19 protein-coding genes and 1 pseudogene are annotated in these 20,808 nt (G+C 39.2%); 10 read left to right on the top strand and 10 right to left on the bottom strand.

Annotation, left to right across the window (positions count from 1 at the left end; all coding sequences use genetic code 11):
• Window positions 1-33 precede the first annotated feature (33 nt).
• Window positions 34-1,998 (top strand): multicopper oxidase family protein, encoded by a 1,965-nt coding sequence (locus F985_RS12585; protein ID WP_004701481.1) that lies wholly within the window; start codon window positions 34-36, stop codon window positions 1,996-1,998.
• 62 nt (window positions 1,999-2,060) lie between these two features.
• Here the strand turns inward: F985_RS12585 and F985_RS12580 are convergent, their stop codons facing one another.
• The gene (locus F985_RS12580) at window positions 2,061-2,693 is read right to left on the bottom strand and encodes a TetR/AcrR family transcriptional regulator (RefSeq protein ID WP_004701479.1); all 633 of its coding nucleotides are present in this window, start codon (window positions 2,691-2,693) and stop codon (window positions 2,061-2,063) included.
• A gap of 167 nt (window positions 2,694-2,860) precedes the next feature.
• On the opposite strand from F985_RS12580, the gene F985_RS12575 reads away from it, so the two are divergent.
• Together F985_RS12575 and F985_RS12570 are read left to right on the top strand one after the other, a co-directional pair.
• Window positions 2,861-4,438: an MFS transporter gene (locus F985_RS12575; protein ID WP_004701478.1), complete on the top strand. Its 1,578-nt coding sequence runs from the start codon at window positions 2,861-2,863 to the stop codon at window positions 4,436-4,438.
• A complete protein-coding gene (locus F985_RS12570; RefSeq protein ID WP_004701475.1) occupies window positions 4,435-5,520 on the top strand; it encodes an HlyD family secretion protein in 1,086 nt (361 codons plus the stop codon). Before F985_RS12575 ends, F985_RS12570 begins: the two co-directional genes overlap by 4 nt.
• A gap of 77 nt (window positions 5,521-5,597) precedes the next feature.
• On the opposite strand, the gene F985_RS12565 is transcribed toward F985_RS12570, so the two are convergent.
• The 6 genes from F985_RS12565 to F985_RS12540 form a co-directional block, all read right to left on the bottom strand.
• Entirely contained in the window at window positions 5,598-6,854 is a 1,257-nt protein-coding gene (locus tag F985_RS12565) for an OprD family outer membrane porin (protein WP_004701472.1), read from the bottom strand.
• Between the two features lie 78 nt (window positions 6,855-6,932).
• On the bottom strand, window positions 6,933-8,276 hold the full coding sequence (locus F985_RS12560; RefSeq protein WP_004701471.1) for an MFS transporter: 1,344 nt from the start codon (window positions 8,274-8,276) through the stop codon (window positions 6,933-6,935).
• Between the two features lie 111 nt (window positions 8,277-8,387).
• Window positions 8,388-9,089, bottom strand: coding sequence for a fumarylacetoacetate hydrolase family protein (locus F985_RS12555; protein WP_004701469.1), 702 nt, complete (start codon window positions 9,087-9,089; stop codon window positions 8,388-8,390).
• Between the two features lie 32 nt (window positions 9,090-9,121).
• Window positions 9,122-9,760: a maleylacetoacetate isomerase gene (maiA, locus tag F985_RS12550; protein WP_004701467.1), complete on the bottom strand. Its 639-nt coding sequence runs from the start codon at window positions 9,758-9,760 to the stop codon at window positions 9,122-9,124.
• On the bottom strand, window positions 9,757-10,977 hold the full coding sequence (locus tag F985_RS12545) for a 3-hydroxybenzoate 6-monooxygenase (RefSeq protein ID WP_004701465.1): 1,221 nt from the start codon (window positions 10,975-10,977) through the stop codon (window positions 9,757-9,759). The genes maiA and F985_RS12545 overlap by 4 nt, the downstream gene beginning before the upstream one ends.
• A gap of 27 nt (window positions 10,978-11,004) precedes the next feature.
• Window positions 11,005-12,042 (bottom strand): cupin domain-containing protein, encoded by a 1,038-nt coding sequence (locus F985_RS12540; protein ID WP_004701463.1) that lies wholly within the window; start codon window positions 12,040-12,042, stop codon window positions 11,005-11,007.
• 154 nt (window positions 12,043-12,196) lie between these two features.
• On the opposite strand from F985_RS12540, the gene F985_RS12535 reads away from it, so the two are divergent.
• Complete coding sequence (locus F985_RS12535; RefSeq protein ID WP_004701462.1) at window positions 12,197-13,102, top strand: LysR family transcriptional regulator; 906 nt, start codon at window positions 12,197-12,199, stop codon at window positions 13,100-13,102.
• A 22-nt stretch (window positions 13,103-13,124) separates the two neighbouring features.
• Here the strand turns inward: F985_RS12535 and F985_RS12530 are convergent, their stop codons facing one another.
• On the bottom strand, window positions 13,125-13,856 hold the full coding sequence (locus F985_RS12530; protein ID WP_004701459.1) for a GntR family transcriptional regulator: 732 nt from the start codon (window positions 13,854-13,856) through the stop codon (window positions 13,125-13,127).
• A 111-nt stretch (window positions 13,857-13,967) separates the two neighbouring features.
• On the opposite strand from F985_RS12530, the pseudogene F985_RS12525 reads away from it, so the two are divergent.
• From F985_RS12525 to F985_RS12515, 3 genes and pseudogenes are all read left to right on the top strand, one after another.
• Window positions 13,968-14,243 (top strand): annotated as a pseudogene (locus F985_RS12525) (SLC13 family permease); the annotation flags it as partial.
• A gap of 281 nt (window positions 14,244-14,524) precedes the next feature.
• The gene (locus tag F985_RS12520; RefSeq protein ID WP_004701455.1) at window positions 14,525-15,094 is read left to right on the top strand and encodes a TetR/AcrR family transcriptional regulator; all 570 of its coding nucleotides are present in this window, start codon (window positions 14,525-14,527) and stop codon (window positions 15,092-15,094) included.
• 141 nt (window positions 15,095-15,235) lie between these two features.
• A complete protein-coding gene (locus F985_RS12515) occupies window positions 15,236-16,255 on the top strand; it encodes an MBL fold metallo-hydrolase (protein ID WP_004701454.1) in 1,020 nt (339 codons plus the stop codon).
• Between the two features lie 69 nt (window positions 16,256-16,324).
• Here F985_RS12515 and F985_RS12510 read toward each other — a convergent pair whose 3' ends face one another.
• Window positions 16,325-17,023, bottom strand: a complete 699-nt coding sequence (locus F985_RS12510; RefSeq protein ID WP_004701452.1) for a type 1 glutamine amidotransferase domain-containing protein — start codon at window positions 17,021-17,023, stop codon at window positions 16,325-16,327.
• 138 nt (window positions 17,024-17,161) lie between these two features.
• Between F985_RS12510 and F985_RS12505 the strand changes: the two genes are divergently transcribed.
• From F985_RS12505 to F985_RS12495, 3 genes are all read left to right on the top strand, one after another.
• Window positions 17,162-18,496: an ISNCY family transposase gene (locus F985_RS12505; protein WP_004699130.1), complete on the top strand. Its 1,335-nt coding sequence runs from the start codon at window positions 17,162-17,164 to the stop codon at window positions 18,494-18,496.
• A 170-nt stretch (window positions 18,497-18,666) separates the two neighbouring features.
• Window positions 18,667-19,083, top strand: coding sequence for a MerR family transcriptional regulator (locus F985_RS12500; protein WP_004701448.1), 417 nt, complete (start codon window positions 18,667-18,669; stop codon window positions 19,081-19,083).
• A gap of 76 nt (window positions 19,084-19,159) precedes the next feature.
• Window positions 19,160-19,966 (top strand): type 1 glutamine amidotransferase domain-containing protein, encoded by an 807-nt coding sequence (locus F985_RS12495; RefSeq protein ID WP_004701447.1) that lies wholly within the window; start codon window positions 19,160-19,162, stop codon window positions 19,964-19,966.
• Between the two features lie 67 nt (window positions 19,967-20,033).
• Here the strand turns inward: F985_RS12495 and F985_RS12490 are convergent, their stop codons facing one another.
• Window positions 20,034-20,609 carry a dihydrofolate reductase family protein gene (locus F985_RS12490; RefSeq protein WP_004701446.1) on the bottom strand — a complete coding sequence of 192 codons (576 nt, stop codon included), beginning with the start codon at window positions 20,607-20,609 and terminating at the stop codon, window positions 20,034-20,036.
• Window positions 20,610-20,808: the final 199 nt, after the last annotated feature.

Here is a 20,808-nt window from a genome sequence, read left to right as displayed (position 1 = left end):
GGAGAGGCCTGATTTTTCAGGCCTATATTTATTATGAAAATAGCTCATTTAATATTATGTACCCCTCTAACGTTAGTGAGTGGGTATGCCTTAGCAGAGGAGTCTTCTGACCGTATATTAGAAGACCCTCCTGAAATGTCTGTTGCACGTAATCATCAAGCTTTACTTGCGGTACCGAGCCCTACTACTGCCACAACAACCGTTCCGCAAATGCAGTCTTCAAATGAAGCACTGTTTACTTGGGAGGTTAAAAAAACAATAAATAGACTCTGGAACCCAGCAACAAACAGTTATGACAAAGTCATGTTACGCAGCTATCAAGGCACAAATACACAGCCCAATACACCTTATATTGCTCCAACCATTGAGGTGTTTCCTGGTGAAACTGTACGAGCAACTTTAGATAATCAGCTTGATATAGATCCAATAACTCACAGAAAACTTCCTAAAGACCCTAGTTGTACTGGCGATCATTTTGATGTGAATAAACCACATTGTTTTGATGGTACCAATATGCATACACATGGGTTATGGATTAACCCTGCAGGAAATAGTGATAACGTTTTAGTTTCGATTAATCCGGGTGTTAACTTCCAGTATGAATACAATATACCGCCAGATCATCCAGCCGGAACATTTTGGTATCATCCACATCGACATGGTTCAACCGCGATTCAAGTCGCAAGTGGTATGGCGGGTGCGCTAATTATTCGTGGATATCGACAGCCCACACCAAATAAAACAGGTGATTTAGATTTACTCACCTATGGTTTTAAAGAACGAACGCTCGTTTTTCAGCAAATTCAATATGCTTGCTATGATGCTAACGGCAAAATCCAAACTGACTCAAAAGGTAATTATATTTGCCCAAATAATCAAATTGGTGAAATTAGGGATTATCAGGGCTTTGGTGTCGGCGGTTGGGGAAAATCAGGACGATATACAAGCATTAATGGTGAAGTTCAACCTTTCATTACTCAAGCTGTAGCAGGACAAGTCGAACGTTGGCGAATGGTTCATGCTGGTGTGCGCGACAGTATTAACCTGAGCGTTCGTCAAATGCAAAACATCCCTTCTGAACTCGATTTAACACCAACGGGTGAAAAGCAATTATTAAGAGAAAGCTGTACAGGCCCGATTGTAAGTCAACACCTTATTGCAGCCGATGGCTTAACTTTCAAACAAGTCATGGATAAAACAGTCACTGTTTTTCAACCGGGTTACCGTTTCGATGCCTTAATACAATTTCCGCAAGAAGGCCGCTATTGTCTGATTGATGAAGCTGCTTCAGCTTCTGCTAACGTGGACCGTATATCTTCTGAGAGACGCTTACTGGGGATTATTCAAGTCAATAAATCCACTTCAGCACCTCAGTCTTTAACAACAGCATTAAGTAATAATGCAACACGCAATATTGCACCAGATATGCGTCTTGCTGTGCTTCAAGATTTACAACAAAATTTAAAGCTCAGTCATTTTGTTCCTCATCAGGATTTACCGGCAACACCAAATAAACAATTTTTAGAATTTAATATTGATACTAAGGCTAATCCAACTCAATTTCAGGTCGATGGAAAACCATATAAACCAGACCGAATTGACCGTACGCTCGAGTTGGGCAAAACCGATGAATGGATACTCACCTCTAAATTAGCCAGTCATCCATTCCACATTCATGTAAATCCATTTCAGATCGTTGAGATTAAAGATCCTAGTGGAAAAGATGTCAGTGATATCAACGCCGTTGATGACTACGACAAATCCGCTCCACCCGACCCACAATACCGCGGTCTCAAAGGTACATGGAAAGACACCATTTGGGTTAAAAATGTAAAAGGAGCCAGTTATAAAGTCGTTGTCAGAACCAAGTACGAACGCTACATTGGTGACTTTGTATTGCACTGCCATATTCTAGACCATGAAGATCAAGGCATGATGCAAAACATTCGCATTAGCCTTCCAGATGGTAATGGTGGTGTTTCACAGGGACATCATTAACCATAAATCTTTTTCATACAGAATTAAAAAGGCCGCTTCTCGCGGCCTTCGTTTTATCACTTTTATGTAGAACTTTTATTTTCTTGATAATTCATATTCTTTAAAAATAAATTGACTACATATTCAACCCAAATACTAATTTCACTCTCAGATATTAAATAATCAGGATGGGTCAGACATTTTAAATGAGCATCACTTCGTAAAAGCGATAAAAAGATATTTGCCGCAGCTTCAGAGGAAGAACTTAACTCAATTTCTCCTTGTTTGACCGATTTTTCAAGATAACCCGCAATAATATTTGCCAGTTTTTGTGGTCCAAGTTCAAAGAATTTTTCAGATAATTCTGGGAACCTGACTGCTTCAGCAATACAAACCCTAAAAAAAGCCAAACCTGAATGTGACAATATAAAGCAGAGATAAGTTTTACCCATCTCTGTTAAAGCTGAACGTAAATTTTTAGCTTGCGTTTCAACTAAAATAATTTGCTTTTGCATGTTGGTGCATTGACGTTCAATGACCGCAGCGAACATCGCTTCTTTATTTTTAAAACAACCATACATGGTGGCTTTTGAAACACCAGCTTCTTTTTGAATCATGTCTGTCGTTGTGCCACTAAAACCGTGGATCAGAAAAAACTTTGTTGCTGCATCCAGAATTTTTTGATCTTTCTCATTGGCTTTAATGCAATCAGACATACGAACCTACAAATATATTTAGAAATTTCATGATTAGTGTAACTCATCGAAAAGTTCAAAATCGAGAATTGACGTAATTTTAATAAGATAGTACAGTACCGATCGGTACAGTTGAGCTCAATAACTTCTCTATGCAACGAGTTCATTTTTAAAATTTAAGGTAAAAGATGAATATACGACCACTCATCGGTTTGGCAGGTGCAATTTTTGCAGCAATGACTGTCGAGTTTAATAACCGAATTACCAGTATTACTTTGGTCGATATTCGCGGTGCAATGGGTATTAGTGTCGACTCTGGTTATTGGGTCAGCAGTATTTATGCCAGTGCCATGATTATTGGCATGATTCTCTCTACCAGTTGGGCCGTTATTTTTTCCATGCGTAGAGTCCTTCTTTTTGCCATAGGTCTTTGTCTCATCTCTAGCGTTTTAATTCCTTTTAGTCCCAACATTGAAATATTTTATTTATTACGTGGCTTGCAAGGGCTTGCCAATGGTTTAACCATTCCTTTACTCATGGCATGTGCACTTAGATTTCTAGGGCCAGAAATCCGTTTATGGGGTTTGGCCTGCTATGCGCTAACAGCAACTTTCTTTCCCAACTTAAGTGCTGCACTCTCTGCGTTTTATTTAGATGTGATTGGTTGGAAAATGATATTTTTCCAAACCATTCCTTTTTGTGCACTAAGCGCTGCGCTAGTTTATTTTGGTATTCCCCAAGATCCATCAAATTATTCAAAAATAAAAACTTACGATTGGACAGGTGCGATTTTAGCGATTATTAGCTTAGCAAGCTTAAGTACCATGCTTTTACATGGCAATCACTTGGACTGGTTCCATTCTAAATTGATTAGTGTTTTGGCTTTAATCAGTTCCATTACCCTACCTTTATTTTTAATACATGAATGGCGCTACCCAACGCCATTAATTAAACCGCAAATGCTCGAAATACGAAATTTTGCCTATGCCGTTATTGCCCTGTTTTGTTTTGTGGTTATTGGCATGTCAACAAGCACTTTACCACTCAATTACTTAAGCGCTGTACATGGTTATAAACCAACTCAAACCATGTGGATTGGTTTACAAATTGCGGCCTTACAATTTATTTATATTCCAATTGTTATTAAGTTTTTAAATCAAGCTTGGGTCGACAGCCGTTATGTACATGGCTTTGGTTTGCTTCTGGTCATTGCTGGTTGCCTAGGTGCAAGCCAACTCGATACCACTTGGAATCAAGACCAATTTTACTTTTGGCATGCCATCTCATGTTTGGGCCAAACTTGTGTCGTGCTCTCACTCTTAATGATGGGTACAAACAGTGTTCATCCAACCATGGCAATTTATGCATCACCAATGATTAACACGCCGCGTGCAATTAGCGGTGTACTGGGTGTGTGCATATTGGATTGGGTCAATCGTGTCCGCGGTGAATACCATTCAACACGGTTGATTGAAAATACCGCACAACATGTTTTCCAAAATATTCAAGGCCCTGTCATTAATCCACTTACTCCGCCTGTGCTTACCGCAAATGGTGCAGATCGTGTTTCAGGCGGTTTATCTGCTCTAAATTCTGCGATTCAAGCGCAACAATCTGTTTTAGTGATTAGCGATCAATATCTAATTTTAGCTGGCCTTACTGCAATTTTATTTATCGTTATGCTGATTTTACCCGTTAGAACTTATCCACCACGCATTGCTCTCATTAAGTTAATGAATAGTCATAACTCAGGAAAATCTTTATGAGTACTCTAGAAGCCCAAGATCACTCTGCGACCGAGTCAGCCAAATTAACAAAGGTGCAATATCTCAAAAAGCATTGGGTTATGGTTATTGCGTTCATTATTGTTTTAGCCTCTATTTTATGGGTTTTAAAACTTATATTTTTACCATCTTCGACTATTGAAACAGACGATGCACGTGTAGATGTAGAGTACTCAACAATTGCCCCTAAAGTCTCTGGAAATATCGAAGAAATTTATATTAAAGATCATCAGACCGTAAAAAAAGGCCAGCTTTTGGCACGGATTGATGCAAGAGATTATGAAGCTGCTTTAGCTGAAGCAGAATCTAATTATGCTAAAGCTGAAGCTGATTTAAATGAAGCAAAGCTAGCAGTAGAAAGACAACCGACTGTTATTCGAGAAACAGAGGCTCAGCTTAGAAAAGTAGAAGCTGGAATTAAACTCACTAAAGATAATACAGCGCGTTATGAGCAACTACAGGCACTTGGTGCTGAGTCTAGATTAATTACACAACAGTCAAAAACTACATTGACTGAGCAATATGCTGACTTAGACAGCAGTAAAGAAAAAGTTACCGATGCACAGTATCAGCTCAACCAATATAAAATTCAGGTTCAAGCCAAACAAGCGGTTTTAAAACAAGCACAAGCGGCACTTGATAAAGCAAAGTTGAATTTGAGTTATACAGAAGTTCGAGCACCTATTGATGGCATGATTGGTCAAAAGTCAGCTAACGTAGGTAACTTTGTCAGCGCTGGTAATCCACTCATGGTGGTTGTGCCTTTAGACCAAGTTTATGTAGAAGCAAACTTCCGTGAAATTGAGCTAAAACAAATTAAAATCGGTCAGCCTGTCACTGTCTATGTTGACGCTTACAATGTTGAATTAAAAGGTGTAGTAGACAGCTTCTCTCCATCTACTGGCGCATTTTTCTCTCCGATCTCTGCGACCAATGCGACAGGTAACTTTACCAAGATTGTTCAGCGTTTACCTTTACGCATCAAGCTTATTGAAAATCAAAAAGATGTTAAATTATTACGTCCTGGTTTATCGGTTTTAGTATCAATAGATATAAATAAATAGATAGTCTAGATTTCAAAATATGAGAGAAAAAGAGACCATTTACGGTCTCTTTTTTAATGATGAACTTTAAAAAGTCTTTAAAACTTTTTGGTATAGTTTACAAACAAGCGGTCTTCACCAAAGTCATTACCATTTTTTACGTTGTAGTCAATACGAATATATTGCAGAGCAAAACCTTTTAAGAGCGGTTGTTGAAATGTATAGTTTAAAATCACATTCGACTCAGTTTCATGATTTTTCTCACCATTGGCTGCTTTAAAATCATTTCCGTAAACATATTTCACCATCACATTTAAGCCCGGCACGTAATCTTTAAAGTCGTAGCCATACATGACATGGTAAGACTTTTCATCTTTTTTAAAGAAGCCAGTGGCATTCCAGTTAATGAAATAGGTCTCTGGTAAGAAACCATCCGGTAATGGGTATGCCGATTCACCAATAATTTGTTGGTAACCCAAGCCAAAGGTATGATTTTTTACTTTGAGTGTTTCTAGTACTCCAATGTTTTGCGCATCGATATCAAAAGTATTGCCGTCATTTTTGGCATTGAAGTATTTAAATTTAGAAGTAAGCGCAAAGTTAGGTTGTTTCCAGTTATGCTCAAGTCCTGCATAGTGTTTGTTGTAGAGATCTTCTAAATTACCAAAGTAATATTCACCCTTGAGTGACGGCGTAAATTGATAGCGCAGGTCAATGTAATTCAAACCATCAGATTCTTTAGTCATTCCATTTGCCGTGAAAGAAAACTTTTTAAAGTCTTCTTCATTGCGTGGTGACACTTTTTCCACTCGGCCAATTTCTGCATAAAGCTGATCTGAAAGTTGCGACTTAAGATTGGTTCCCCAATAAGAAGCAAGTAATTGTCGGCTAGCATCGACAGCCGTTACAGGTAAATCTAGCCAGAGTTCGCCTACGCTTAATAGAGTTTTGTCGTAGCCCAGTTTTAAAGTTGCGCCGTATTTTAAAAAGTCGGATGCTTGTGACTGTGTTTCTTTATTAAAAGGCAAAACCGTGTCCGCAACATGTTTATCTGAACTCAAGCGAACGGCATATTGAACAGAAGCATCGGCACCAATCGTAATCGGTTTGTCTGCAATTTGCAGTGGAGTGTCATGCATTTTCGACTTATAAAATAATGATGCTGCCTGAGACCAGCTACCCGTATCTTTGAGTGCATCATTATCAAAATTACGATTAATATAGGCATTCTTTAGCGTAAATTTCCATTCATCTTCGCCTTGTTGAGTGGTATGTGCTGCCCACAACAATGAATGACCACTACAGATAAATAAAAGAGTAGAAAACTTTAAATATGGTGTTTTTAAATATTTCATGAAACAAATCATCCTTTAACTATTGTCTGCGCCATCCTTTGGCGCAGACATATATTTGTCCGGTGGAATCGTCTTATCTCAGTTCGATGCGACTAAAACTTGGGACTGATTTTTCTTTAAACGTTTAATGAGTAACAACGAAACAGCGGCACAAAATGCAGGTATCGCTAAAATACTTAAAATTTCAAAACTGGAGAGATTTAATGACATTAACCAGCCGCCCATAATTGATCCCACAATCGACCCTGAGCGCCCTACTGCATTGGCCCAACTTACCCCTGTTGCACGACAATGTGTTGGATAAAAACTAGATGCAAAAGCATTTGCTCCCACTTGCGAACCACTAATTCCTGCACCTACCCCAAACATGGCAAACATCAATAAAGCCGTATTTGCCTGTTCAATTCCAAACCCTAAACAAATCAGGAAAAAACCACCAAAAACATAAGCCGTACTTAAAATTTTAGTTGCATCCATCTTATCCATTAGCAGGCCTAAGACAATCGCACCAATGGTTCCACCTATTTGGAAAATTGAAGTCAGCCATGACGCGTTGGATAAATTAAAGCCTTCATTGGTCAATAAAGTAGGCATCCAACTTGAAATCATATAAATAATGAGAAGGCTCATAAAAAAGGTAAACCAAATCAAAAAAGTGCCCAAAGCAAAGCCTTTATTAAACAAATCTTTCAAACTTGATTTTTCGACTTCATTGACTGTTGGAACCAAAGTCGGTGTGCTATTTAAATGCGGTGCGATACGATGAATAATCTTTTCAATTTTTTCGGTACCCTTCTTTTTAAGCACTAAAAATCGAATAGATTCAGGTAATAAAAAATATAAGAAAGGTACTGTTGCTAAAGGTAATACTCCCCCAATGAGCAAAATACCGTGCCAGCCAATATGAGGAAGTAGCTGAGCCGAAAAAATACCACCAAGAGCGGAACCCACCGTAAAGCCACAGAACATCATGGTCACTAAATTAGAGCGACGAGATGTAGGCGCATATTCAGAGGTTAAAGTAATTGCATTGGGTAAAGCCCCTCCTAGACCCAAACCAGTGAGAAATCTCCAAATAATCAGTGTTTGTAAATCTGCTGAAAAAGAGGCAAAAACACTGGCAATTCCAAACATAATGACCGACCCAATCAAAATCGGTTTACGGCCTAATTTATCGGATAAAGGTCCGAAAATAAGTGCACCAGCCATCAGTCCAAATAAGCCAGCGCCAAATAAAGGCGCCAAATCGGTTGCTTGCAACCCCCATTCTGCCTTTAAAGCAGGTGCAATAAACCCAACTGCTGCGGTATCAAAACCATCAATCGCAACAATCAAAAAACACAACCACATGATTAATTTTTGCAAAGACGATAGCGGTATTTCATCAATGAAACTTTGTACGTCTATAGAGTTTTGAGACATGAGAGCTCCTTTCGCCAATACATTGGCGTATATGCAATCCTTAGCAAAAGTGCCCAACTGTATTTTTTATTTAGGTTGAGCACCTATTTCAATAAATCAGATCAATTTGATTTATTTCACATTCACCGTAATGCCAGTCAACCCGGTAATGTCTGCACGCATAACATCACCTTTCACTACAGCACCCACACCTTCTGGAGTTCCTGTAAAAATCAAATCACCTGCTTTTAGTTCAAATAACGTAGATAAATTCGCAATCGTTTCAGCCACAGACCAAATCAGGTGACTGACATCGCTGTGCTGTTCGGTTTTACCATTTACAGTTAAATGAATATCGGCATTATTGATTTCACCCGTTTGAGTAATCGGATGAATTGGGCCAATTGGTGCAGAAAAATCAAAAGCTTTACCGATTTCCCATGGGCGACCTTTTTCACGCATTGCCATCTGTAAGTCACGGCGTGTCATATCTAAACCAACGGCATAGCCATAGATATAGTTCACTGCATCCTCAACCGAGACATTTTTGGCATCTTTACCAATTGCAACAACCAACTCAATTTCATAATGAAAATTTAAAGTTTCAGATGGATATGGAATATCAACCGCATCTGTATTTACTGGAACAATCGACTCAAGGTCATTTGGCTTACAAAAGAAAAAAGGTGGTTCACGGTCTGGGTCAAAACCCATTTCACGTGCATGAGCAGCGTAGTTACGGCCAACACAATACACACGGCGTACTGGAAATTTATGCGCTGAGCCGTGAATAAATAGACCCGCAGTGGTCATTGGTTCAAAAATAAATGACATATCTAAATTCCTTCTATTAAGTTAATCACGACTCAAAATGCATCGGCCTGCTGTTCAGGTGCTGCTTTTTGAAATGCTTCTAAGGTCATGCAATGTTGGTAAATTTCATTAATGTTTGGATAAGCCGATAAATCGACTTTAAAACGCTCGGCAGAAACGACTTGTGGAACTAAATAGGCATCTGCAATGGTCGGTTGATTGCCATAGCAGAACTTTTCGCGATTCTGGTCTTGTTCCAAAATATGCTCTAAAGCTGCAAATCCATCCTGAATCCACTTGGCACACCATGCGTTGATTTGTGCATCATCCAGCCCTAAGTTCTGGCGTAAGTATTCAAGAACACGCTTGTTGTTTAATGGATGAACATCGCATCCAACTAATGCAGCAATGGCGCGGACTTTTTCACGACCCAATGCATCTGTAGGCAATAAAGCGGGTTCGGGATATTGTTCTTCTAGCCATTCGATAATGGCTGGACTTTGCAACAAGTTTCCTGATTCAGTTTCAAGTACTGGTACAAACCCTTGCGGATTTAAGGCTTTAAAAGCAGCTTGAAGGTGTTCATTTTTAGCGAGCGAGATATAAGTTGCTTCGTAAGCCAAACCCTTTAGGTTCAACACAATACGAGTTCGATGCGATGTACCGCTACGGAAAAAGCTATAGAGTTTCATGCTACATTTCCTTGATAATTTTTCACTGCATCAAGGCAGTTATTGACATTCCAGCCATATAACCATTCCATTGCATCATAAAAACGTTCAGTAGGACGTCCACGCCACAAATCGTTTCGAACCAAGCGTTGTACACCTTTGGCATGGTAAATTTTGCCCATTTCACGTGAAGACAAAACAATACGTGCTGTACGTGCCACACGTGCTTTTTGGTAGATATCAAAAGCTTTTAAAATGTCATGATTGGTAACACGTAACGCTTCACCTAAAGTTACAGCGTCTTCCATCGCCATACATGCACCTTGCGCCATATATTGCGTGGTTGGATGTGCCGCATCGCCAAGTAATGTCACACGGCCAAAAGTCCATGTTTCAATTGGTTCACGGTCTGCGGTTGCCCAACGGCGCCAACTTTTAGGTAACTCAATCAATTGACGAGCTTTCGGGCAAATTCCTTGAAAATAAGACAGCACTTCTTCTTTAGAGCCGTCGGTTACACCCCACTGTTCTTGCTCACGGCTATGGAACGTCACCACAACGTTATATTCCTTTCCGCCGCGTAGTGGATAATGCACAAGGTGGCAATTTGGCCCGACCCAAATACTCGCGGCATTCCATTTCAAGTCTTCAGGAAACTCGCTTTCAGGTACTACAGCACGGTAAACCACATGACCTGTAACCAATGCAGGGTCACCCACATAGGTATCACGCACAACGGATTTAACCCCGTCAGCACCAATAAGTGCCTGACCATGATATTGTTTGCCGTTTTGATCGGTAATCGTTACACCAGCATCATCTTGCTCAACTTTTTGAATATGACAATTAGTAATAATTTCCAAGTTGCCGTATTGTTTAGCGCCTTCCACCAATGAACCATGAATATCAGCACGGTGAATCACCGCATATGGGTTACCAAAACGTTCACGGAATTTTTCATCGGTTGGAATTTTACCAACCTGATATTCATCAATCGCATCATGCATAACCATATAGTCGGTATAGACCGCCTTACTGCGAGCAATTTCACCAATTCCTAGCGCATCAAAGGCATGAAATGCATTCGGGCCTAATTGAATACCTGCACCGATCTCACCAATTTCAGGCGCTTGTTCAAAAACCTGTACCTTAAAGCCTTGTTTTGCCAAAGCGAGTGCAGCTGCAAACCCGCCAATGCCACCACCAGCAATTAATATCGGTTGTTGAGTATTTGACATGATTTATATCCTTATAAAATATTCTATTTACTGGCGCTCACGCACAGAGTACAAACCCAGTTTCCGTTGTAAGGGTGCTTCATCTGCAATAAACAAATAACATGGTTGATCTAAGGTATTGATTAAATCAATATGAGAAAAACATGGCGCACATGCCGTATCAGCTTTATTTAAATTGAAATCTTTCTGATCAATTTTGACTTGGAGCTGACCGTCAATCACATGAAAAATTTGGGCACTAGAGCGCGGTTGGAGCTGTAAAGTTTCATTTGGTCTGAGCATTAAAGCCGAATAACCAATAATATTTTGACAGTCATCACCGGTTTCAGGATTGATGTAAGTCACCTGAATTGGGGCTTGATGGTTTTTATCATCGGCAAGCGCATGCAAAACTTTTTTGGTTTCTTTCCAAGAGTAACGCATGATCGGATACGAAGCATTTTCACGAGTAAAATGTGCTGTTGGTACAATGCCCGTTCCATAATGATGAGCATTTCCGGCACTGGTCACTTTTTGGATTTCGCCCGGTTGTACATAAGAAGCTTCCATGTAATAAACCAAAGGTAAATCCAACACATCTAACCAGATCACAGGCTCATCGCCATCATGTCCATGTTCATGCCAAAGCCCGGATGGCGTAAGGATTAAATCTCCATGCTCCATCATGCATTTTTGACCTTCAACAGTCGTATACGCGCCTTCACCTTCAACAATCAGACGTACTGCATTTGGGGTATGTCGATGTGATGGCGCCCACTCTTTTGGTAACAAAAGCTGCATGCCAAGATACATGACCGAACTGGCTTTCATATTTTCCAGACCATGTCCGGGATTGGCTAAAACCAATACACGGCGTTCAGCTTTTTCAATTGGTGTTAACTCACCTGCTTCGAGCAATAAAGGTTTAATATTCTGAAAATACCAAGCAGTTGCTACGGTCTGCGGCATCGGTTTATGCGGAGGTAATACATTGCGTAAACTTGGCCATAAAGGGACTAAATTTGATTCTTCAAGTTGACCAAGATAACGTTTTGGCAAGTCATCTAGCGTTGCTAACTGTTCCATTTCAGATCCTCTATTTAAGGCCAATTTGTACAAGAATGCTTTGTACTTTTACGACCTATTCTTCCTTGATCATCAATGTAACAATCGAAAATTGTTGAATCCATGCACAAAAAACAATAGTCTGTATTGATAAAATCAATATAAGGAAATTAAAGTGTTTGATCTTGATACTCGGCTTTTACAAATTTTCTTTGAAATTTATAAACATAGCAGTGTGTCTAAAGCTGCTGAACAGCTTGAAATTGGACAACCCACTTTAAGTATTGCGTTAAATAAATTACGTGAGCATTTTCAGGACCCACTTTTTGTCCGTATTGAAAATAAAATGCAACCTACTGAGTTATCTAAACAAATATATCCACTTGTTGTAGAAATTCTGAACCGACTAAAACTGGTTCAAAACTACAATATTGAATTTGATCCACAGACTTCAAATTATCAATTTAAAATCAGCATGACTGATATTAGTCATCTGGTTTTATTACCTAAACTGATCAATTATTTACGTGCCCATGCACCCAACATTCGCTTGGAAATTATCCCAATTGATGCCAATACGCCAGTGATGATGTCAAATGGAGACATTGATTTAGCCATTGGTTTTTTGCCTCAGCTCGAAGCGGGTTTTTATCAGCAAACGCTTTTCCAACAACGTTATGTTTGCATTGCTAGTAAAGAACACCCGAGACTTACAGGTACAACGCTTTCAGATCAAGAATTTCGCCAAGAGCTACATGTCGATATTTTTGCAACGGGTGGACACTACGTGCTGGAGCATGAACTACAAAAACTGGGAGTAAACCGAAATATTCTGGTTCGTTTACCAAGCTATTTAGGGGTTGGTTTGGTTGTACAAGACACAGATGCAATTGCGACTATTCCACACTATTTAAGTCAAGTGCTTTTGGTCAGAGGCGGTTTAAAAGTTTTAGAACCACCCTATAGTTTTCCGACTTATAGCGTGAAGCAGCATTGGCATGCACGGGTTCATCAAACACCAAGCAATCAATGGTTAAGAAGAGTATGTTTTGAACTTTTTTCTGAATCAAATCCATTTTGAAATCAGAAATTAAAACAAGTCATCAGTTAATCGATATTTCATAATGAAAATTATCGGCCAAACCATAAGACTCACGGTATTCGACTGCCACACCTTCAAGGTTTTTTGCAATACGACACACCTTAACCAAAGGATCTTCAAGCTTATTATTTAAATGGCTATCTTTGATATTTTTCTCGAAAGTTAAGCGTTCTGTTGCAGAAGAAATAAATTGACCACAGTGCTGATAATAAAAAGGATAAAGTAGATTCCCAAACTCAGCGATTGGAATTTCTTCCAGATTTTTAAATAAATGTTCAGGCAACCAGATTCGTTCACTCAACACAACGACTTCTTCATGCTTACGGACACGCTCGATATAAATAAGCTTTTCGGTGTGCCCAAGTTCCAGCTCTGCATTCACCTCTGGTATTGCATCGCACACTTCTACTTTTTTAATTTGTCCTTGTGGCTGAATGAACTCGCCTTTTTTATTACGTAGTCTAAAAAAACGAATAAGTGAGTTTTCAAAGTTAGGCTGTTTTAGGAAAGTACCTTTGCCTTGCTGTTTAACTAACAAGCCATCTTCAACTAGTCCTTCTACAGCTTTTCTTACGGTTCCTACCGACACGCTATACATTTGAGCAAGCTCTTGTTCACTTGGAATAGGCTCTTCAACTGTCCATTTTGACTGGATCAGTAGCTTTTGAAGCTCCCAACGGACCTTTTCATATCGTGGCAATTTAAAATTTTTAAATGCAGTCTCATCAAGCATTTGCGTTAAACATTATGAAATCGATTTGACAATATTAGCATAGTTATATGTAATACAAAAAACCAAACATATATATGTTTAGATGTTTATATATTTATCAAGGAAGATAATATGGCTGCATTGATGCTTATAGCTTTAGCCGTATCTATAGGTTTAGGTTATAAAACCAAAATCAATATTGGATTTTTTGCAATAGCATTCGCCTACCTCATTGGCTGCTTTGGGATGGGTTTAAAGCCTTCAGAAGTTATTGAGTTATGGCCTGTCAAAATTTTCTTTATTATTTTATCGGTCACTCTTTTTTATAACTTTGCTCTAGCAAATGGCGCTTTAGAAAAACTTGCCAGCCATCTTTTATATAAATGCCGTAAGTTGACATACCATTTGCTGATGCATTTCGCTGGGCAATAGGCTTTGCCAGAACACAAGGTTCTGTAGCAATATTGCTAGTAAGCCGATTAAGAGCCCAAACCGATACATGAAAAATTAGTCTCACCAAAGTGCTGTGAAAAATAGCATATTTTTTTTAATATATTCAGCAATCTTCGACTCTCATCTTCATTGTTTTTAGAAATTTTGAATAATTTTTTACTTCTACACAAAAGATAACTTGCTCTCTCACATTTTTTATATATGATTGAGTAATCACTCAATTAATATGTTTGTATATGGCTCGTCCTCGTAGTGAAGATAAACGTAATGCAATTTTAAGCGCTGCTATTGAAACATTAGCAGAGCTTGGCGAGCGTGCATCTACCTCAAAAATTGCTAAAGTTGCTGGCGTGGCAGAAGGTACTTTATTTACCTATTTTAGTAATAAAGAAGAACTGCTTAACCAGTTATATCTTTCGCTCAAGGCTGAGCTACGTCAGGTCATGATGCTTGGTTACCCTACCAACTCAGACTTACAAACACAAATGTCGCATATCTGGCAAAGCTATTTAGACTGGAGTTTAGAAGCTCCCCTTAAGCGTAAAGTGATGGCACAGCTTTCGACCTCGGAACAAATTACTGAGCAAAGCAAACAAATTGGTATGCAAACCTTTTGTGACCTCACCCAAAACATTCAGGAACGTATTAACGATGGCAAATTAAGAGATTATCCACCGTTATTTATTGCTTCGATTTTAGGTGCGCTTGCCGAAGTTACTCTTAATTTTATTGCCCAAGACCCTTCTCAAGCCGAGCGTTATCGCAAATCTGGCTTTGAAGCGTTTTGGCATGCAGTTTCAATATAGATAAAAAATAAGGATGCACGGCGTCCTTATTTTTAAACAAATTAATGAGTGAGTAAATACTCATTTAATTAAGTCAAAATAAGTACTTAGCCCAAGTTCTTATTTGCATATATAGGTTTGTTCCAATAAAGGAAAAACAAGATGACTATTTCAAACACAACAGACTTGCCTTCTCCCTTAATGCCATCTCAGCAGCACAATGGCAAATTTAGAAATACGCGTCCGAACCAACACAAGCCTTCTTTTGGTAAAACACTTCAACTTATGTGGAAGTTTTTATTTAACAAACCAAAAGACACCGTTCCAAACAAAGAAATTCCTGTTTTAAGCTTAACCAAAGAACAGCTTTTAAGTGCGCCTGACCGCTCTCTATTTCGTTTGGGCCACTCAACCATTTTGTTAAAACTGCAAAATGAGTTTTGGTTAACCGACCCTGTTTTCTCAGATCGTGCTTCACCTTTTCAATGGATTGGTCCAAAACGTTTCCACCAACCACCGATTAGTATTGCTGACTTACCACCGATTAAAGGCGTGATTTTGTCGCATAATCACTACGACCACCTTGACTATCATGCAGTGATGCAGCTTAACGATAAAGTTGAACATTTCTTAACACCGCTTGGTGTGGGCGACACCCTTATTAAATGGGGAATTCCAGCAGAAAAAGTTCAACAACTTGATTGGTGGGATACTACCCATGTGGATGGACTAAAATTGGTTGCCACCCCTGCTCATCACTTTTCAGGCCGTGGTATGGGCGATAGCAATGCGACGCTTTGGGCTTCGTGGGTAATTATTGATAATGACTTACGTGTATTTTTTAGCGGTGACACGGGTTATTTTGACGGGTTTAAAGAGATTGGACACCGCTATGGCCCGTTTGATTTGACTATGTTAGAAACTGGCGCTTATGACCCTGAATGGCCCGATGTTCATATGCAACCAGAGCAAACTTTACAAGCACATATCGATTTAAAGGGTCGTCATTTATTACCTGTGCACAATGGTACGTTTGACTTGGCACTGCATGCTTGGGATGATCCGTTTGAACGTATTGTCTGTTTGGCACATGAAAATAAGTTAGCGATTAGCACGCCTCAGATGGGTGAGATCTTGAACTTAAATGAGCCAAATGTCGAAAATTATTGGTGGCGTTCATAGTTTGATAAAAATAAGCCGAATGCTCATTTGCAGTATTCGGCTTATCTTATTTATAACTTTGATTGATTTTCACGAAGCACTCTTTTCAAGCGTTTCTATAATCGCTAAAGCCGTCTTCTTAGCTGAAAACGGGTTTTGACCAGTAATCAAGTTGCCATCTTGAACGACATACGGTGCAAATGGAATGAAAGCTTTTTCATAACGAGCGCCATTTTCTTTAGCGAGCTCTTCGGCATTATATGGGACTTTTTTTGCAACCCCAGCCAGAACCTCTTCACTCCATGCAAAGCCAGTTAACTTTTTCCCGTCTATAAGCCGTTTACCATTTGAAAGCCTAACATTGAGCAAGCCGCAATATCCGTGGCAAACACTTGAAACAATACCGCCCTTTTCATAAATATTTTTGGTGATTTCTTGCAGTTCAGGATTATCTAAAAAATCCCACATGACACCGTGACCACCTGTGTAGTAGATCACGTCATAATCTTGCCAATGAATATCGGAAGGCTTAAAGGTGTTTGCCAGCAGCATTATAAAAGATTGATCTTTTTCTCGGTCTTTAACGGATTTATCTGCAACTAAAGGCAAAAGTGACTTAGGTTCAATCGGTGTTTTACCACCATTTGGGCTAACAATATCTTGTATATAACCTTGCTTTTCAAACTCATCATAGGCATGGGTAAGTTCGCCTAACCATAGCCCTGTTGGTTCATCAACATCCTTATAGCGTGAAATATTAGTCACGACATGTAATATGCGTTTAGACATTTTTTTCACCTCATTTCCATATTTATAATTCTATTCTTATATCTATTGTTAGAACCCATTTAAAGTGTCTATATTCTCACCAATAAAAATGTCTAGTTTATGATGGCTTAAACATCATGGACTGGATATGAAATATAGATGCTGATCACTATGTCTGACAAAGAAATTCAACGTCTTGCTGTTCTGCAAGACGTTCGAGATCATCGTATTACACAAGTCCGTGCTGCTGAAATCCTTAATCTTTCAACCCGTCAAATTACCCGGTTATTACAGAAGCTCAATCAAGATGGTGTTTCAGGTATGGCGCATGCCAGTCGTGGTCAACCTGGCCATCGTCGCCATGATGATTTATTAAAATCAAAATGTCTTTCCATTATTTCTGAACATCTGCTGGGATTTGGACCTACCTTGGCCCATGAGAAGCTCAGCAGCATGTTTGACCTGAATATCCCGGTAGAAACGCTTCGGCGCTGGATGACTGCAAATGACCTCTGGATTCCACGATCCAAGCGCCTTAAACGTCCATATCAGCCACGTTATAACCGGGATTGCTTCGGTGAGCTAATCCAGATTGATGGCTCATATCATGACTGGTTCGAAGGACGCGCTGCTAAGTGCTGCTTGCTGGTTTATATCGATGATGCCACTGGAAAGCTGTTGCATCTGCGCTTCTGTGAGGCGGAAACGACCTTCGACTATATGCTTTCAACCCGAGCCTACATTGAACAATACGGTAAGCCTCTGGCCTTTTATAGCGATAAACATTCGGTCTTCCGAGTGAACCAGAAATCGAGCCAGGACAGCCAGATCACGCAATTTGGGCGGATTCTGAATGAGTTAAATATTGATATTATCTTCGCCAACTCACCCCAGGCCAAAGGCCGTGTGGAACGTGCCAATAGAACACTCCAGGATCGCCTGATCAAGGAAATGCGCCTAGAAGGTATCTGTTCAATTGCCGAGGCAAATGCCTGGCTGCCCTGCTTTATTGAGCATTTCAATCAGAAGTTTGCCAAGTGTGCGCGAAACTCAAAGAATTTACATCGGCCATTAACCGAATCTCATCTTGAACTGGATGATATTTTTACCTGGCAGGAACCGCGTAAGGTCACCAAGAATCTGACCCTGACCTATGACAAATGTATTTATCTGCTTGAACCGACAGAGCTGAATCATAAGCTTGTTGGGCAATATATTTCATTTCTGGAGTACCCAGATGGCACTGTGGCCCTCATGTACGAGGGACGAAAGCTCAACTACAGCATTTTCAATAAATTAGCTGGGCTACAGCAGAATGAGATCGTTGAGAATAAACGGTTAGGTACAGTTCTGGCACATATTCAGCAACAGCATGAAGAGTTGGAAAAACAGAATAAACGTTCCCGTCTCAAGAAAAGTATGCCGAGTCGTAAAGCTCAGAAAGCTGTTATTGAACAAAGAAAGTTAAATCCTGTGCTTGACTCTTGTGGTTAAAAACAGGACATTTTAAATGGTTTATCGCATAGACATTTTAATTGGTGAATAACATCCTATCAAAGCATAGAAAGCTGTTACTGAAAGTGTGTGCTTGGTAAAGTTATGAACCTTGCTTTTAAGCAACTATAAGTCTAAAGTTAACTTGAATGTCAATAGAGTCTGTGGCCATGAATATTAGCGAGTTATCAAAATTAAGTGGTTTAAGCACCCCTACAATTCGTTATTACGAGCAAATCAAACTCTTACCTAAAGCAAAAAGAAAATCAAATGGTTATCGTGAATATACCGATAACGATTTGAAGCAGCTTTCTTTGATTCAGCAAGCCCAGCAAGTTGGTTTTTCTTTAGCAGAAATTAAAGCTTTTTTGCCTTCAAAAGTTGCCACTTGGAACCATGACGCACTCATCCAAACCATTGAATTAAAAATTCAGGAAATAGAACTTTTAGAACAAAAGCTAAAGGTGAGTAAGCAAAACTTACGTACCATGATTGATGCAATCAACAACAAACCCGATGAAATTACCTGCGAGCAAAATGCAGAACGTCTTATGAATCTCTATTTCGACAAAGCAAAAACACCATAATTTTTTAACAACTCTATTGACCTTAAAGCGTGCTTTAAACATACGATTGGCTACAGGTAATGAATGAGGATCTGTCATGTTTAAAGTTTGGAATTTTCAGCGTTGGTTAACCATTATTTTTGCCATTCTTTTATCTACAAATGTGGTTTATGCCGCAGAGTCAGATAAAACTCAAAGCCTTGCAAAAACAAATGGAAAAATTTTAGTCGTAATGACTAATCATTCGACTTACCCTTCTCGTTCAGATAAAACAGGACTTTGGCTAACCGAACTCACCCATTTTTATGATGTTGCATTAGCTGCCGGCTATGAAATGGATTTTGTAAGTCCTTTAGGTGGTGAAGTGCCTCTAGATGAACGTAGCTTAAAGTCTATTTACCTAGACAAATCTGCCCGTCAGCATTTAGCCGACTCAGCATTTATGCAACGATTAAAAACAACATTGGCTCCAAATGTGATTAATCCTACCCAGTACAAAGCCATTTACTATACGGGTGGGCACGGTACCATGTGGGATTTTCCAAACAATAAAGCTTTGCAAAACATTAGCGAACAAATCTATCGCCAAGGTGGAGTCGTTTCAGCGGTCTGTCACGGCGTAGGTGGTTTATTGCCTTTACAGGATGAAAGTGGCAAAGCCTTAATTGCAGGTAGAACTGTTACAGGTTTTGCAAATATAGAAGAAACACTTTCAGGTATTAAGTCTCAAGTTCCATTTTCTTTACAAAATGGACTCATTGAACGTAGCGCAAAATACAAAGAAGCATTTATTCCGTTTACGTCGTATGTGGTTTCAGACGACAGAATTATTACTGGACAAAACCCTCAATCAAGTAAAGAAATTGCTGAAGCAGTGATTAAGCGTTTAAGTACAATTCAATAAATCTAAAAAGACGAATTACAGACTACCCCTGTAATTCGTCTTTTTCATATAAATATTATAGAAAAAATTAACCAACCTTTTGATAGTGAAGAGCTATCGCACCAGAAGCAAAAGTTTTATTTTCAATGAGTTTAAGATTGGTCTTTTCTTGAATACCTTGGAATAGCGGCAAGCCACTACCAATTAGTACAGGTGAAACCGTAATTTTATATTCATCAATTAAACCAAGTTGCATCAAATAGTGCGCGAACCTTGGACTCCCCAGAATCACCATATCCTTACCCGCTTTTTGTTTCAGCTTATTAATTTCTTCTTCGACATGGTCTTTTACCAATCTGGAATTATTCCATTCAACTGTATCTAATGTGGTTGAAAAAACGATTTTTTCGGTCTTTTCAATCCACTTAGCGTGATTACGTTCATGCTCTGAAGCTTCAGGATTTGAAAGCATGGTTGGCCAGTAATTATGCATCATTTGGTAAGTCGCACGTCCCCAAATCACCGTATCGGCAGTGCTCAAAATTTCTTTGGCATGATTTGCCAAATCGGCATCGTAAGCAATCCAGCCTATGTCCATTGCCCCATTTGGACCTTCCACAAAACTGTCTAGCGATGCATGTAGAAACAGTATGAGTTTTCTCATTATTCTCATTCCTTTGTTATGAAAAATATTTATCGCTTTTTAGTATATTCAATTTGAATTATTACTTATGGAGTGTTTTGTTTTCTGTTTTTCTTTTTATCTATAGAAAGCTCTATTTACTTGAAATATTTAAAAAAAACCCGAACAAGAATAACTCCTTGTTCGGGACGATCTATAAACATGCTGTTTTAATAAAAGC

Origin of the sequence: Acinetobacter seifertii (assembly GCF_000368065.1) — a bacterium.
In the GTDB taxonomy this organism is placed as follows: Bacteria; Pseudomonadota; Gammaproteobacteria; order Pseudomonadales; family Moraxellaceae; genus Acinetobacter; species Acinetobacter seifertii.
The sequence above is the reverse complement of the archived record's forward strand: the minus strand, read 5'-3'. Positions and strand labels throughout refer to the sequence as shown.